16 protein-coding genes and 1 riboswitch are annotated in these 14,654 nt (G+C 61.3%); of the genes, 3 read left to right on the forward strand and 13 right to left on the reverse strand.

Annotated elements, in window-relative coordinates; all coding sequences use genetic code 11:
* Positions 1–27 precede the first annotated feature (27 nt).
* The 6 genes from ACJ8PE_RS07610 to moaA all read right to left on the reverse strand — a co-directional run bounded on the left by ACJ8PE_RS07610 (position 28) and on the right by moaA (position 3,590).
* Positions 28–738, reverse strand: coding sequence for a Bax inhibitor-1/YccA family protein (locus ACJ8PE_RS07610; RefSeq protein WP_004939761.1), 711 nt, complete (start codon positions 736–738; stop codon positions 28–30).
* A 130-nt stretch (positions 739–868) separates the two neighbouring features.
* Positions 869–1,336 carry a molybdopterin synthase catalytic subunit MoaE gene (moaE, locus tag ACJ8PE_RS07615; RefSeq protein ID WP_033642239.1) on the reverse strand — a complete coding sequence of 156 codons (468 nt, stop codon included), beginning with the start codon at positions 1,334–1,336 and terminating at the stop codon, positions 869–871.
* 2 nt (positions 1,337–1,338) lie between these two features.
* Positions 1,339–1,584 carry a molybdopterin synthase sulfur carrier subunit gene (gene moaD / locus ACJ8PE_RS07620; RefSeq protein ID WP_004939768.1) on the reverse strand — a complete coding sequence of 82 codons (246 nt, stop codon included), beginning with the start codon at positions 1,582–1,584 and terminating at the stop codon, positions 1,339–1,341.
* Positions 1,581–2,060, reverse strand: coding sequence for a cyclic pyranopterin monophosphate synthase MoaC (moaC, locus tag ACJ8PE_RS07625; protein ID WP_025301929.1), 480 nt, complete (start codon positions 2,058–2,060; stop codon positions 1,581–1,583). Before moaC ends, moaD begins: the two co-directional genes overlap by 4 nt.
* 3 nt (positions 2,061–2,063) lie before the next feature.
* Positions 2,064–2,579, reverse strand: coding sequence for a molybdenum cofactor biosynthesis protein B (moaB, locus tag ACJ8PE_RS07630; protein ID WP_033642238.1), 516 nt, complete (start codon positions 2,577–2,579; stop codon positions 2,064–2,066).
* 24 nt (positions 2,580–2,603) lie between these two features.
* Positions 2,604–3,590, reverse strand: coding sequence for a GTP 3',8-cyclase MoaA (gene moaA, locus ACJ8PE_RS07635; RefSeq protein WP_016928681.1), 987 nt, complete (start codon positions 3,588–3,590; stop codon positions 2,604–2,606).
* A riboswitch (molybdenum cofactor riboswitch) is annotated at positions 3,577–3,721 on the reverse strand. It overlaps the preceding gene by 14 nt.
* A 336-nt stretch (positions 3,722–4,057) precedes the next feature.
* Between moaA and yvcK the strand changes: the two genes are divergently transcribed.
* Positions 4,058–4,975: a uridine diphosphate-N-acetylglucosamine-binding protein YvcK gene (yvcK, locus tag ACJ8PE_RS07640; RefSeq protein ID WP_197793587.1), complete on the forward strand. Its 918-nt coding sequence runs from the start codon at positions 4,058–4,060 to the stop codon at positions 4,973–4,975.
* Positions 4,976–4,981: 6 nt separating this feature from the next.
* Here the strand turns inward: yvcK and ACJ8PE_RS07645 are convergent, their stop codons facing one another.
* The 3 genes from ACJ8PE_RS07645 to ACJ8PE_RS07655 form a co-directional block, all read right to left on the reverse strand.
* Positions 4,982–5,248 (reverse strand): VF530 family DNA-binding protein, encoded by a 267-nt coding sequence (locus ACJ8PE_RS07645; RefSeq protein ID WP_004939783.1) that lies wholly within the window; start codon positions 5,246–5,248, stop codon positions 4,982–4,984.
* 100 nt (positions 5,249–5,348) lie between these two features.
* The gene (uvrB, locus tag ACJ8PE_RS07650; protein WP_033642236.1) at positions 5,349–7,361 is read right to left on the reverse strand and encodes an excinuclease ABC subunit UvrB; all 2,013 of its coding nucleotides are present in this window, start codon (positions 7,359–7,361) and stop codon (positions 5,349–5,351) included.
* A gap of 531 nt (positions 7,362–7,892) precedes the next feature.
* Positions 7,893–8,021, reverse strand: coding sequence for a hypothetical protein (locus ACJ8PE_RS07655; RefSeq protein ID WP_255326645.1), 129 nt, complete (start codon positions 8,019–8,021; stop codon positions 7,893–7,895).
* A 453-nt stretch (positions 8,022–8,474) separates the two neighbouring features.
* On the opposite strand from ACJ8PE_RS07655, the gene ACJ8PE_RS07660 reads away from it, so the two are divergent.
* Positions 8,475–9,185 carry an ATP-binding cassette domain-containing protein gene (locus tag ACJ8PE_RS07660; RefSeq protein WP_033642235.1) on the forward strand — a complete coding sequence of 237 codons (711 nt, stop codon included), beginning with the start codon at positions 8,475–8,477 and terminating at the stop codon, positions 9,183–9,185.
* A 129-nt stretch (positions 9,186–9,314) separates the two neighbouring features.
* Complete coding sequence (locus tag ACJ8PE_RS07665) at positions 9,315–10,949, forward strand: hypothetical protein (RefSeq protein ID WP_197793588.1); 1,635 nt, start codon at positions 9,315–9,317, stop codon at positions 10,947–10,949.
* A gap of 53 nt (positions 10,950–11,002) precedes the next feature.
* Here ACJ8PE_RS07665 and bioD read toward each other — a convergent pair whose 3' ends face one another.
* The 4 genes from bioD to bioB are packed head-to-tail and all read right to left on the reverse strand — an operon-like array spanning position 11,003 to position 14,615.
* Positions 11,003–11,683: a dethiobiotin synthase gene (gene bioD / locus ACJ8PE_RS07670; protein WP_197793589.1), complete on the reverse strand. Its 681-nt coding sequence runs from the start codon at positions 11,681–11,683 to the stop codon at positions 11,003–11,005.
* Positions 11,676–12,443, reverse strand: coding sequence for a malonyl-ACP O-methyltransferase BioC (bioC, locus tag ACJ8PE_RS07675; protein ID WP_197793590.1), 768 nt, complete (start codon positions 12,441–12,443; stop codon positions 11,676–11,678). The genes bioD and bioC overlap by 8 nt, the downstream gene beginning before the upstream one ends.
* Positions 12,427–13,578: an 8-amino-7-oxononanoate synthase gene (gene bioF, locus ACJ8PE_RS07680; protein WP_404768995.1), complete on the reverse strand. Its 1,152-nt coding sequence runs from the start codon at positions 13,576–13,578 to the stop codon at positions 12,427–12,429. The genes bioC and bioF overlap by 17 nt, the downstream gene beginning before the upstream one ends.
* Positions 13,578–14,615, reverse strand: coding sequence for a biotin synthase BioB (bioB, locus tag ACJ8PE_RS07685; RefSeq protein WP_031299723.1), 1,038 nt, complete (start codon positions 14,613–14,615; stop codon positions 13,578–13,580). The genes bioF and bioB overlap by 1 nt, the downstream gene beginning before the upstream one ends.
* Positions 14,616–14,654 lie beyond the last annotated feature (39 nt).

Consider the following 14,654-nt stretch of genomic DNA (forward strand, 5'->3'; position numbering starts at 1 on the left):
TACCCTAAGGCTTGAAAGACAAGGGATTTAGCGGCGGTTGCCGAAAATGCGCAGCAACATCAGGAACAGGTTGATGAAGTCGAGATACAGCGTCAGCGCGCCGACGATGGCGTACTTGCGGAAGCCGTCTTTATCATCGGCGTTCAGCTGCTCGCCCATCGCCTTGAGTTTCTGCGTGTCGTACGCGGTCAGGCCGACGAACACCACCACTCCGATGTAGGTAATCGCCCACATCAGCGCGGTGCTTTTCAGCCAGATGTTCACCAGCGAAGCCAGCACGATGCCGATCAGCGCCATGAACAACATGCTGCCGAAGCCGCTCAGATCGCGCTTGGTGGTGTAGCCGTACAGGCTCATGGCGCCGAACATGCCGGCGGTGACTACGAAAGTGCTGGCGATCGAGCTGTAGGTGTACGCGATGAAGATGCTCGACAGCGTCAGCCCGGTCAGCGCCGAGTACAGCATGAACAGCGAGGTGGCCACCGCGCCGCTCAGGCGGTTGACCATGCCGGAAATCACGAACACCAGCGCCAACTGGGCGATGATCAGACCGAAGAAGGTGATCTGACTGGAGAAGATGAAATTGAGGATCGCGGGCGTATTGGCCGCATACCAGGAAACGAACGCCGTCAGCAGCAGACCGCAGGTCATCCAGCCGTAAACCTGCGCCATGTAGGCCTGAATGCCGCTGTTGGCACGTTCGACGATTGAACCATTAGAGCGTGGATATCGGTCCATGACGGTTACCTTTTGCGTTGTAAACAAGATTCCGAAGCCCCGTAAACGGGGCTTCGCCTGCTATAAGCGTACCACAGAATAGGCCGCGCGAAAGCGGCAAAGGTCTTGATTTGTTTCCGCTGTTGAGGCGTTATTTAGCCGCGTCATGCCAGCGCTGCGCGGCCTGACGATCGCTGTCGCGAGCGTCCACCCAACGATCGCCCTGGCCGGTCGCTTCGCGCTTCCAGAACGGCGCGCGGGTCTTCAGGTAGTCCATGATGAACTCGCTGGCGGCGAACGCCATGCCGCGGTGCGCGCCGGTCACGCCGACGAACACGATCTCGTCGCCGGGATACAGCGCGCCAACGCGGTGGATCACCGTCACGCGCTGCAGCGGCCAACGGCTGCGCGCCTCGGCCACGATCTCCGCCAGCGCCTTCTCGGTCATGCCGGGGTAGTGTTCCAGCGTCAGCGCGCTGACGTCGTCCCCGAGGTTATGGTTGCGCACCTTGCCGGTGAAGGTCACCACCGCGCCGTCGGCGTCGCACTGCGCCAGCCACTGATACTCGTCGCCGACGTTGAACGGCGCTTCGCCCACGCGAATGCGGGTGTTTTCCATGCTTACCCCCCGGTAACCGGCGGGAAGAAGGCCACTTCATCGCCGGCGCGCAGCGGGTGATCCGCCGCCACCAGCGACTGATTGACCGCCGCCAGCAGTTTGCCGGACTCCAGCGCCAGCGCCCAGCGATCGCCGCGCGCGCACAGCGCCTGACGCAGCGCCTCGACGGTCGGGTAATCCGCCGGCATCGACAGCGCGCCGGTGCCCACCAGTTCGCGCACCTGCGCGAAAAAAAGAATATCGATCATGCGTTCACCTTAAAATCGCCGGATTTGCCGCCGCTTTTCGCCAGCAGGCGCACCGGGCCGATCACCATGTCTTTCTGTACCGCTTTGCACATGTCATAGATGGTCAATGCCGCCACCGAGGCGGCGGTCAGCGCCTCCATCTCGACGCCGGTTTTGCCGGTCAGCCGGCAGCAGGTTTCAATGCGCACCCGGCTGTGCTCCGTTTGCGCCTCCAGCTGCACTTCGACCTTGCTCAACATCAGCGGGTGGCACAGCGGGATCAGTTCCCAGGTGCGTTTGGCCGCCTGAATGCCGGCGATGCGCGCCGTGGCGAACACGTCGCCCTTGTGATGGCTGCCGTCGACGATCATCGCCAGCGTGGCGGGCAGCATGTCGACGAAGGCTTCGGCGCGCGCCTCACGCACCGTTTCGGCCTTGGCGGAAACGTCGACCATATGGGCTTCGCCGGCGGCGTTAATGTGGGTTAGCTGTGTCATGACTCAGGGCTTCTTCAAATGGGGCTGGAAGTTGCACGGGCGATGGCGCGCGTCCAACTGCTCTTCGATAATCCGCTCCCAGGCGGTGCGGCAGGCGCGGGTGGAGCCAGGCATGGCGAAAATCACCGTGCGGTTGGCCAGGCCGGCCAGCGCGCGCGACTGGATCGTCGCGGTACCGATCTCTTCGTACGACACCATGCGGAACAGTTCGCCGAACCCTTCCACCTCTCTGTCGAACAGTGGCAACAGCGCTTCCGGCGTGTTGTCGCGCGCGGTAAAACCGGTGCCGCCGGTGATCAGCACCGCCTGCACGTTGTCATCGGCGATCCACGCGGAAACCCGTGCGCGGATCTGGTAAATGTCATCTTTGACGATGGCGCGATCCACCACCTGATGGCCGGCTTCCTGCGCCGCTTCCTGCAGATATTGGCCGGAGGTGTCTTCCGCCGCGCCGCGGCTGTCGGACACGGTCAGGATGGCGATATGCGCCGGAATAAACTCGCTGCTCGCATGGCTCATGGTTCAATAAGCTCCTATTGGCTGTCAGCCGCCGATAAACGACAGGTTCTGGGTGATCCCACTGTTACCCTGATGCAGGAAATGGGTCTGCTTCTTGCTCAGCAGCCCGCTCTGAATGCGCGCCTTCAGCGCGTCGAGCTGGCCGTCGTCCGCCAGCAGATCGCGCAGGGGCACCCCCTGCTCGCCGAACAGGCACAGATGCAGATTGCCGATGGAAGAAACGCGCAGCCGGTTGCAGCTGGCGCAGAAGTCTTTTTCATACGGCATGATAAGACCCACCTCACCCTGGTAGTCCGGGTGGCTGAACACCTGCGCCGGGCCGTCGCTGCGGCCACGCGCCTGGCGCTGCCAACCCTGCTGCTCCAGCTGCAGGCGAATCACTTCGCCGGAAACGTGGTGTTTGCGAAACAGCTCGCCGCCCTCGCCGGTTTCCATCAGTTCGATAAAGCGCAGCTGGATCGGCCGATCCTTGATCCAGGCGAGAAACGCGCCGAGTTGCTGGTGATTGACGTCGCGCATCAGCACGGCGTTGACCTTGACCTTGCTGAAACCGGCGCTGAAGGCGGCGTCGATGCCGTCCATCACCTGGCGGAACTTGTCCTGACCGGTAATGGCGTGAAACTGGCGGGGATCCAGACTGTCGATGCTGACATTGATCGCCGTCAGACCGGCGTCACGCCAGGCGGCGACGTCGCGCGCCAGACGGTAGCCGTTGGTGGTGACCGCCAGCGTGCGAATGGCCGGATTTTCCCGCACGGCGGCGATGATCTCGGTAAAGTCGCGGCGCAGCGAAGGCTCGCCGCCGGTCAGGCGCACCTTTTCGGTGCCCAGTTCGGCGAACGCGCGGCTGACGCGGCGGATTTCATCCAGCGACAGGAAGCTTTTCGGGCTGCCGCTCGGCTTGTAGCCGTCGGGCAGACAGTAGGTGCAACGAAAGTTGCACACGTCGGTGATCGACAAGCGCAGGTAATAGAACTTGCGCTCATAAGCATCAATGAGTTGCGGTACCATAACACCTTTCCAAAGTCGGGAGATGCGAGCGTTTCCCCTCTGCACCCTGGTGGCTGACTTCGCCACGGCCCAGGCGCCATATCGTTCCGGATGAACAACGTAGGCGCAGGGGCTAGGAGTTTGATTTCTCTTCCCGCTACCTTGAGTAGCCGGAATGAAACCGTGGTTTTCAGCAGAATTCTAGCGCTAATCGGCAACGATAGCCAACGCGTTAATTCGCTATATAACTGTCTATACAGCGTTTTTAGACGCCGCGTAATCGGGTAAACCATGATAAACATCGCTTACGAGGGCGAATTGACCAGAATCACGCAAATGGCACTCTTTATCCCCTAAATGATGGGCGTCGCCTCCCGACGGCAAGCCCGCTCACCCCAGAGGCAACGTCAAGGATAACGGGTATATCGCGTTTTTACGCCGGATCCGCTACCTTATGCGGGCAGTTCAGCCCCTTTGTAAGGAAATTTATGCGTAATCGTACCCTGGCCGATCTCGACCGCGTGGTGGCGTTGGGCGGCGGACACGGCCTGGGCCGTGTGATGTCGGCCCTGTCGTCCTTAGGCTCCCGCCTGACCGGCATCGTTACCACCACCGACAACGGCGGTTCCACCGGCCGCATCCGCCGTTCGGAAGGCGGTATAGCCTGGGGCGATACCCGCAACTGTCTCAACCAGCTGATCACCGAGCCGAGCGTCGCCTCGGCGATGTTCGAATACCGCTTCAGCGGCAACGGCGAACTGGCCGGCCATAACCTCGGCAACCTGATGTTGAAAGCGCTGGATCATCTGAGCGTGCGCCCGCTGGAAGCGATCAACCTGGTGCGCAGCCTGTTGAAGGTAGACGCGGCGTTGATCCCGATGTCGGAACAGCCGGTGGATTTGATGGCGCACGATCACGAAGGCAACCATGTTTACGGTGAAGTGAATGTTGACCAACTGACTCATATGCCGCAGGAGCTGATGCTGTCTCCCCCGGTCAACGCCACGCGCGAAGCGCTGGACGCCATCGCGCAGGCCGACGTGATCCTGATTGGGCCGGGCAGTTTTCTCACCAGCCTGATGCCGCTGCTGCTGCTGGGCGATCTCACCCAGGCGCTGCGCCGCAGCAGCGCCAGCATGATCTATATCGGCAACCTCGGCCGCGAGCTGAGCGTGGCCGCCGCGGCGCTGTCGTTAAAGGATAAGCTGACGCTGATGGAAGAGAAGATCGGCCGCCGGATGATCGATGCGCTGATCGTCGGCCCGGCGGTGGACGCCAGTGAAGTGCAGGATCGGGTGGTGATTCAGCAACCGCTGGAAGCGAGCGACATCCCTTATCGCCACGATCGCCAGCTGCTGCGCCAGGCGCTGGATCAAGCGCTGGTGGAGCTGGCCGACCGCCGTTGACCGAATTTAACCGTCTCGCCCGCGCAGCCAGGGATTATCGCTGGCTGGGGCGGGATGGCTGACCATATCGATATACAGATCTTCCACCTCTTTACGCGCCCAGGGCGTGCGACGCAAAAATTTCAGACTGGACTTGATGCTCGGATCGCTGCGGAAGCAGTTGATGCGAATGCGCGCACCCAGCTCGGACCAACCGTAGTGATCCACCAGTTTATTCAGCAGTTGCTCCAGCGTCACGCCGTGCAGCGGGTCTTTAGACTGGTGTTGGCTCATGTTCGGTACTCTTCGTGGTCAAATCGGGCCGCACACCATAACAGCTTTGACGCGGCCGACAAGGAATTTTGACGCCCACAGCGCGGGCGCCGTCCAACGGTCAGGAAATCGCGATGAACTGCTCGCGCAGCTGGTGGATCTCGTCGCGCAGCGCAGCCGCCTGCTCGAACTCCAGATTTTGCGCATGGGTATACATCTGCGCTTCCAGATCGCGGATTTTCTGATCCAGCGCTTTCGGCGTGAGGTTCTGCAGCTGAGCGCCGCTGTCCGCCGCCTTGCCCCTGCCTTTACCCTTGGCGCGGTTGACCGGCTGGCCAATCTGCAGAATGTCGCCGATCTTCTTGTTCAGCCCCTGCGGCACGATGCCGTTGGCTTCGTTGTAAGCCTGCTGCTTGGCGCGCCGCCGCTCGGTTTCACCGATCGCTTTGGCCATCGAATCGGTGATGCGATCGCCATACAGGATCGCCTTGCCGTTCAGGTTACGCGCCGCGCGGCCGATGGTCTGGATCAGCGAACGTTCGGAACGCAGGAAGCCTTCCTTGTCGGCGTCCAGAATCGCCACCAGCGACACCTCAGGCATGTCGAGCCCCTCACGCAGCAGGTTGATGCCCACCAGCACGTCAAACTCGCCCAGACGCAGGTCACGAATGATTTCGACGCGTTCCACGGTGTCGATATCCGAGTGCAGGTAGCGCACGCGCTCGCCATGCTCTTCCAGGTATTCGGTCAGGTCTTCCGCCATGCGTTTGGTCAGGGTGGTCACCAGCACGCGCTCGTTGATCGCCGCGCGCTTGCGGATCTCGGAGAGCAGATCGTCCACCTGAGTAGCGACTGGCCGCACTTCCACGATCGGATCCAGCAGCCCTGTCGGGCGCACCACCTGGTCGATCAGATCGCCGCCGGATTTCTCCAGCTCATATTTGCCCGGCGTGGCGGAAACATAGATGGTCTGCGGCGCCAGCGCCTCGAACTCCTCGAAGCGCAGCGGGCGGTTGTCCAGCGCCGATGGCAGGCGGAAACCGTACTCCACCAGCGTTTCCTTGCGCGCGCGGTCGCCCTTGAACATCGCGCCGATTTGCGGAATGGTGACGTGGGATTCGTCGACCACCAGCAGGCCGTCCGCCGGCAGGTAATCGAACAGCGTCGGCGGCGGCTCACCCTCGGCGCGCCCGGAAAGGTAGCGCGAGTAGTTTTCGATGCCCGAGCAGTAACCCAGCTCGTTCATCATCTCCAGATCGAACTGGGTGCGCTGTGTCAGGCGCTGCTCTTCCAGCAGCTTGTTGTTGGCCAACAGCACCTTGCGGCGGTCCGCCAGATCGACCTTGATCTCTTCCATCGCCTGAATGATCCGCTCGCGCGGCGTCACGTAGTGCGACTTCGGGTAGATGGTAAAACGCGGCACCACCTGCTCAATCTGCCCGGTCAGCGGATCGAACAGCGACAGCCGCTCCACTTCGTCGTCGAACAGCTCAACGCGCAGCGCCAGCTCGTCCGACTCCGCCGGGAAGATGTCGATCACCTCGCCGCGCACGCGGAAGGTGGCGCGCTGGAAAGCCTGATCGTTGCGGGAATACTGCAGCTCCGCCAGCCGGCGCAAAATGGAGCGCTGATCGATGATCATGCCCTTGGTCAGATGCAGCATCATCTTCAGGTAAAGATCCGGATCGCCCAGGCCGTAGATCGCCGACACCGACGCCACCACCACCACGTCGCGCCGCTCGAGCAGCGCCTTGGTGGCGGAAAGGCGCATCTGCTCGATGTGCTCATTCACCGAAGCGTCTTTTTCAATGAAGGTGTCGGAGCTGGGCACGTAGGCTTCCGGCTGGTAGTAGTCGTAGTAGGAGACGAAGTACTCCACCGCATTCTCCGGGAAAAACTCTTTCATCTCGCCGTACAGCTGCGCCGCCAACGTCTTGTTCGGCGCCAGCACCATGGTCGGCCGATTCAGATCGGCTATCACGTTGGCGATGGTGAACGTTTTGCCCGAGCCGGTTACCCCCAGCAGCGTCTGGTGCGCCAGGCCGTCTTCCAACCCCTCTTCCAGTTTGCGGATGGCTTCCGGCTGATCGCCGGCCGGTTTGAAATCAGAATGCAGTTTGAAAAGTTTACTCATTGCTCGGCTACCCTATGGAGATGCGCGCGCTCAGGCGGCCAGCCGGCTCTACGCCGGACGTGGCCCCTAATTATGGAAAGTGTCGGCGATTTGCGCCAGTGCCCATGATACTGGATATAAAACCAGCTTCAAGCGGATTCGTCGCTGCGCCCGGCAGCGCGGCAACGCCGTTGCACCGTGAGGTTACAGCGGGGTGACATTTTTATTGTCAATAACAGATTTATCCCCAGAACTTGCCGAAAATTAACTTATTGATAGCACCGCGGCGAAAAATCACACATAGAAACCCGATCAATGCCCTGGCGTCTTGATTTTAGTTAATTTATTGATAATTAATAGTTTTAATAAAAAGACGAGATTGCGGACAAAGCGAACAGAACCCGCGTCGGCTCTCGCTTTACAGCGTTTTTCTAAATCTAATGCACAAGGTTATCCACAGGAATAGTGGATAACTCTCACCGCCCCGCCCGTGGCGGGAGTTACAGAAAGAAAGCTTTTCGCCCTTTACACTCGCCAAAATGGCTTTTTTAGTTATTTTTTCATAAAAATATCGCTTTGTTTATGCCGATTAATACTAAAAATCCCCATTGCCAAAATCGCATTGCCCCCTTTCACGCCGATCGCGCTTGACGGCGGCGCAACGCCTTGCACCACGCCCACGCCGGAGAGCACCACAAGAGTGCAAAAAACGTCCGGGTTAACTTCCCGGCGTATTTTCAGGCCGCCGCGGCAGAGCGCGTCGGGCCTGACAGGCGGTTAACAAAGCGATAACACTCCCCCTTTTCGGCCAGTGGCAAAACTGGCCTGGGAGTTGCTTTATCTTCCCGCGTGCGAACGAGGCGCGACAGCATAATGCGCTGCCGAATGCGGCGTGCAACCGCCGCCTGGCTATGCCTCGTAAAAGCGCGAGAACGACACCAAGTCGTCATAAACGTCGTTTTTCACGACATATTGACTGTCTTTCCGTCCACCGCAGACATTGCTCAGGTGAATCGGAGGGACGGCATTTTGTTCCGGACATTGCCACACTCGGGAAATCAACCGCCAATGCGGCCTTTGCAGCACCCCACCAACGAGTGGAACGGGCGCCTATGTCTATGAGGAGAATGCCACATGCTGAGTCTGAGATCGGTCAATCAATTTTACGGGCAAAATCATACCCTGTGGGACATCAACCTGGAGCTGCCGCGCGGCCAGTGCACCGTGCTGCTCGGGCGCAACGGCGTGGGCAAGACCACGCTGGTCAACTGCATCATGGGGCATTTGCCGGTGGTGAGCGGCAGCATGACCTGGCAGCCGGCGGATCAGCCGCCGCAAAACCTGCTGCTGCAACCGATGGAGCGCCGCGCCGCACTCGGCATCAGCCACGTCCCGCAAGGGCGGCAACTCTTCTCGCAGCTGAGCGTGGAAGAGAATCTGCAAGTGGCGCAGATGGCCGTGCGCGGCGCCCCTTACCGCATTCCGCCGCTGATCTACAGCCTGTTTCCCAATTTGCGCCAGATGCGCACCCGCCGCGCCGGCGATCTGTGCGAAGGCGCTCAGCGCCAGTTGGCGATTGGTCGTGCGCTGGCGCAGGAGCCGGCGCTGCTGATCCTCGACGAACCGACAACGGGCGTACCGCCCTCGATCGCCGCCGACATCGGCAACGTGATCCGCAGGCTCAACTATGAGTTGGGCATGACCATTTTGCTGGTAGAGCATCAGCTGCCGTTCGTGCGCCGGGTGGCGGATCGTTTTTGTCTGCTCGATAGCGGGCGCACCGTGGCGCACGGCGCGCTGGCGCAGCTGGATGAGGCGCTGATCGGCGCCGGGCTGGCAGAGTGAGTGCTCGGGTTAGCGATTAGGTTGCTGTTGTATCAGTCACGGCCGGTCTGCGCCCAATAGGCATGGGCCGGCCATCTTTTCATACTCGATAGGGGTCACACCGACACCATAATATCGAGGGATGTAAGCATGACAGACAACAACGCGGCATTTATTCAATACGCGGATTTGCGCAACAAAAACTGGAGCCTGCAGGAACGTCTTAATATTGAAGGTATTTACGTCAGTTCGCGCGACGAACTGGTCGGCGCACAAGACTTTATCATCAAAACGTTAAAACGCCCTGCGATTGTCAGATTCGCCGCGCCTTTTGCCCTTTGGACGGCGCCTAAAACCGATATCAATGTCGGATTCGTCTATATCGACGGCAACGGCGTCAACGTCACTACCGAGATCCCCAACGGCACGGAAAGCGACCATAACTATTTCCTGCGCTGCTATACCAGCAACGGCGCGCTGGATAACAACGTTCCTATTCGCCCGGCGCCTATCATGAAAGATTTCACCGTAAAGGGCATCGGCGCCAGGATTAACAACAGCAAAGATGAAACGACGATCGAATACACCTATATCGACGGCGTCCGTTTCGATTCGCCTGAAGGCCCGCTGGGCAACTTTTCCGTCAATAACGTCTATATTTCCGGCTTCTACTACGGCCTGTACTACGGTACCAATGCCTATATCGCCCACCACTACGCCTGTGAAGTCATTCGCTGTTTTGAGTGCCTGCATATGCCTTCAACGAACAGCGGCGCCCAAAACTTCGGCGAAGGCATCAACTTCTTCGGTGGCACCCTCGGCAATTCCCAGGGGCTGGCCGTTCGCAACGCTAACCCCAACGGCGCCTTCCGCCTGTTCGGCACTTCGATCGACTATGCCGGCTCGATTGCCGACGTTGAGGCCGGTAGCATTGAATTGCATGGCTGCCATATGGAATTCAACAACGGTAATAGTCCGCTTACGGAAATTCCCTTCAGTTGCAGCGCCAATCAAAATGCATCGCTGTTGATTCACGGCGGCGAAATCATCGTCGCCGGCGGCCGACTGGCGCAAGCGTCGCTGTTTTACGCCGAGGCCGGCAGTAGCGGGATTATCGTCGACAGCGTGAAGTTCTATGGCGTACGAACCGCCAGCGGCCGCTATTTCAGCGGTACCGGCGACTTTGTCATCGTCAATAGCCGACTGGATGGCGGTGGGGGTGGCGCCGGGATCCAGACGCTGGTCGGCGCCGTGAATAACAAGTTAAAAGACGGTGAGTTCGCCTTTTCCGCTAAGCCGTTTGGCTGGGAAGTGACAGGCGGCACGATCAGCGAGCCCTTTACCTCAGACGCAGTGACTATCAGTATCGAAGCCGGCGCGGGCGTCAACGGCAGCAATGCCCTGAAAGTGACCAAGTTGGGCAACGCCAATACCAACGCCGGAGTGAGAGTGATCGTGCCCGCCGCGCAATATGAGCAGCTGGGCGCCTGTTTTACCCTGAAAACGGTCAACGGCGGTACCGGCAATCTGTTCGCGACGCTGCAATATGCCTGTATCCAGGACCATGCGGACAACGGCATCTCGCTCGTCGCCAAAGCCGCGCCGGCAGCCTGGGACGCCGTCTTGAAAGCCGATGCTTACGCCGAGTACACCGAATATCGTTTCAACGCTAATCGACGAAAAGTCCCGGTCTGGGCGACCCATGTCATCCTGACGTTCAACCTGTTTGCCCTGGCGAAAAATGGCGTGCTTTATCTCGATAACGCCTGTATTACCGCCATGTAAAAGCCAACGCCGGGTCATAAGACCCGGCGTTGTGATTCATCAGCCAGAACCTCTCACTGCGCCAGCAAGCTGATATCCAGATATTGCCCCAACGGCGCCCGTTCGGCCTGCGGCAGGTGCGGGATTTCGCCCAGCAGCGGCGCCGGCAGCATGCGGCGCAGCGTGGCCAGGTATTCCTGATGCCGCCGCCCCGGCGGCGCCACGTCGTTGGCGATCCAACCGGCCAGCGTCAGCCCCGCCTGTTGCACCGCCTGCGCCGTCAACACCGCATGGTTGATGCAGCCCAGTTTGATACCCACCACCAGGATCACCGGCAGTTGCTCCTGCTGCACCCAGTCGGCGAAGGTGTACTGCGCCGACAGCGGAGTAAACCATCCGCCGGCGCCCTCGACCAATACCCAGTCGGCGCGCTGTTCCAGCCGGCGCAGGCCGTCGGACAGCCGCGCTGCGTCTATCGGCCGGCCTTCATCGGCGCTAACGATATGCGGCGAAGTCGGTTCGGCAAAAACGTAAGGGTTCACTTCGTCGTAATCCAGCGCCACACCGCTGTTGGCCTGCAGCGCCAGCGCGTCGCCGTTGCGCAGCCCCTCGGCGGTCATCTCGCAGCCGGAGGCCACCGGCTTATAGCCGGCGCTGCGGTAGCCCGCCCGGTTGGCGGCCTGCAGCAAGGCGCTGCTGGCGACGGTTTTCCCCACTTCGGTGTCGGTGCCGGTCACGAACCAACGTTTACTCACGATAAATCACTCCATAAGCCAGATGATAGCTGAGCGGGAACTGCCCCTGCCGACACGGGTAAGCCGCCTGCAGCGCGGCGAGGCGGCCGCGTGACATCAGGCCGCCCTCGCGCCCCTGATGCAAATGCGTCGCCCCGATGCCCTTGAGTGAACGCATCAGCGTCATCACGTCCGGGTAGTTCAGGATGCGCAACTCCGTCACCAGCTCGTGTCGATAGGCGGCGCAGGCGGTGCGGATCTGCGTCAACGGCAAAAAGGCGTTCACGTGACGTTCGCCGTCCACCTGTTGCCAGGCGTCCCCCAATTCCTGCAGCGAGCCCGCCGCCAGCGTGGAAACCAGGATCACGCCGCCGGGACGGGTCACGCGATACAGCTCTGCCAGCGCGGCAGGCAGATCGCTGCACCACTGCACCACCAGGCTGCTGAAACAGATGTCCATCGCCGCATCGGGCAGCGGCACCTGTTCGATATCGCCCAGCAGATAATGATGTGCCGCCTGCCGTTGGCGGGCGACGTCCAGCATGCCCGGCGCCAAATCGAGCGCGGTCACCCGTTTGCCGCGCTCACGCCACATACGGCTGAAATAGCCGGTGCCGCAGCCGGCGTCCAGCAGCCGTTCGCCCGGGTGGGAACTCCCCATCCCCAGTAAGCGCTCGCCAACGTCACGCTGCAGCTCGGCGGCGGCGTCGTAGCTGCCGGCCGCGCGGCTGAAGGCCGAGGCGACCGCCTGTTTGTTCACGGTGTCATTGGCTGACGTCATTCAGCACCTCCAGCAGGCGATCGATATCCTGCGGCTGATGCGCCGCCGTCAGGGTAATGCGCAGCCGCGCGCCGCCCGGGGGTACCGTCGGCGGACGGATGGCGCTTACCCACAGGCCGCACTCGCGCAGGCGGGTCGCCAGATCGAGCGCGCGCTGATTATCCCCCACCAGCAGCGGCTGGATGGCGGTGTCGGAATCCGTCAGGGTCAGCGCCAGCGGCGCCGCGCCCTGACGGAAACGCCGAATGTTGGCCTGCAGCCGAGCGCGCAGATCATCGCCCTCGCGAATGCAGACCAGCGCCGCCTGCAGCGCGCAGGCCTGCGCCGGCGGCATCGCGGTGCTGTAGATCAAATGGCGGGCGAACTGCAGCAGATACTCGGCGGTCGCCTCATCGCACAGCACCGCCGCGCCGCTGACGCCGAACGCCTTGCCGAAGGTCGCCACCAGCAGTTCAGGGCGCACACCCTGCTGCCAGCAGCTGCCGCGGCCTTGTTCGCCGCGCACGCCGATGCCGTGGGCGTCATCCACCATCAGCCAGGCGCCCGCCGCACGGGTTAAGCGATGCAGCTCCGCCAACGGCGCGCCGTCGCCATCCATGCTGAACACCCCTTCGGTGACCGCCAGCCGCTGCCCGTCGCAGGGTTTGGCCAGCAGATCCGCCAAGGCCTGCGGTTGATTGTGCTGGAACCGGCGCAGCTCGGCCGGCGACTGCGCCGCCGCCTCCAGCAGCGAGGCGTGGCTGAGACGATCGGCCAAAATGCGATCGCCCTTTTGCATCAACGCCGCCAGCACCGCCTGGTTGGCGGCGTAGCCGGAGATGAACAGCAGCGCGCGCGGATAGCCGAGCCACGCCGCCAGTTGCTCTTCCAGCGCCTGATGCGCTGCGCTAAAACCGGTCACGTGGCCCGAACCGCCGCTGCCGACGCCGTAACGCTGCGCGCCCTGCTGCCAGGCGGCGATCACTCGCGTATCCTGGCTCAGCCCCAGGTAGTCGTTGCCCGAGAAGTTCAGATAGAGACGATCGCCGAGCCGGATCTGGCGGCCGTTGCCGCCCTCGGTGGTCTGTCGCCGGCGGTAGGCGGCGTTCAGGCGCCGCTCAGCCAGCGCCTGCTCGATGCGTTGCTGCCAGCTCATCACGGCGCCGCGTTGTAAAACTCGGCGGTATCGGCGTTCAGCAGTTGCTTGGCCAGCACCTGCTGTTGCTGGTTGTCGCCGTGTTCGGTTGCGGTCTGCTGCGGGTTGAGCCCCAGCTTGCGGAACAGCTGCAGGTCTTTGTCTTCTTCCGGATTCGGCGTGGTCAGCAGCTTGCAACCGTAGAAGATCGAGTTGGCGCCGGCCATGAAGCACATCGCCTGCGTCTGTTCGTTCATCTGTTCGCGGCCTGCGGAGAGACGGACATAAGAAGATGGCATCATGATGCGCGCCACCGCGATGGTGCGGATGAAATCAAACGGATCGACGTCATCGTTATCCGCCAGCGGCGTGCCTTTCACCTTCACCAACATGTTGATCGGCACGCTCTCCGGTGGTTTTGGCAGGTTGGCCAGCTGCACCAGCAACCCGGCGCGATCGCGCACCGTTTCACCCAGCCCGACGATGCCGCCGGAGCACACTTTGATGCCGGCGTCGCGCACCTTGTCGAGCGTATCCAGGCGCTCCTGGTAGCTGCGGGTGGTGATGATGCTGCCGTAGAACTCCGGCGAGGTGTCGAGGTTATGGTTGTAGTAATCCAGCCCGGCCTCCGCCAGCCGCTCGGCCTGGGTGCCATCCAATGTGCCCAGCGTCATGCAGGTTTCCATGCCCATCGCTTTCACGCCCTGCACCATTTGCTGCAGATAAGGCATATCGCGCTCGTGCGGGTTCTTCCACGCCGCGCCCATGCAAAAACGGGTCGACCCGTTCGCCTTGGCCTTGCGCGCCGATTCCAGCACCTGCTCGACCTGCATCAGCCGCTCCGACTCCAGGCCGGTCTTGTAGCGTGAGCTCTGCGGGCAGTATTTGCAGTCTTCCGGGCAAGCGCCGGTCTTGATCGACAGCAGCGTGCTGACCTGCACCTGACGCGGGTCGAAGTGCTGGCGGTGTACGGTTTGCGCTTCGAACAGCAGTTCCAGCAGCGGTTTATCAAACAGGGCCTGGGCTTGCCCTACTGTCCAGTGAATGCGGTCGGCCATCATGGCGTCTCCAAAACGAAAAAGTGTCGCCAGTTTAAA

The sequence above is a fragment of the Serratia sp. CY74737 genome (assembly GCF_052166775.1).
GTDB lineage: Bacteria > Pseudomonadota > Gammaproteobacteria > Enterobacterales > Enterobacteriaceae > Serratia > Serratia ureilytica.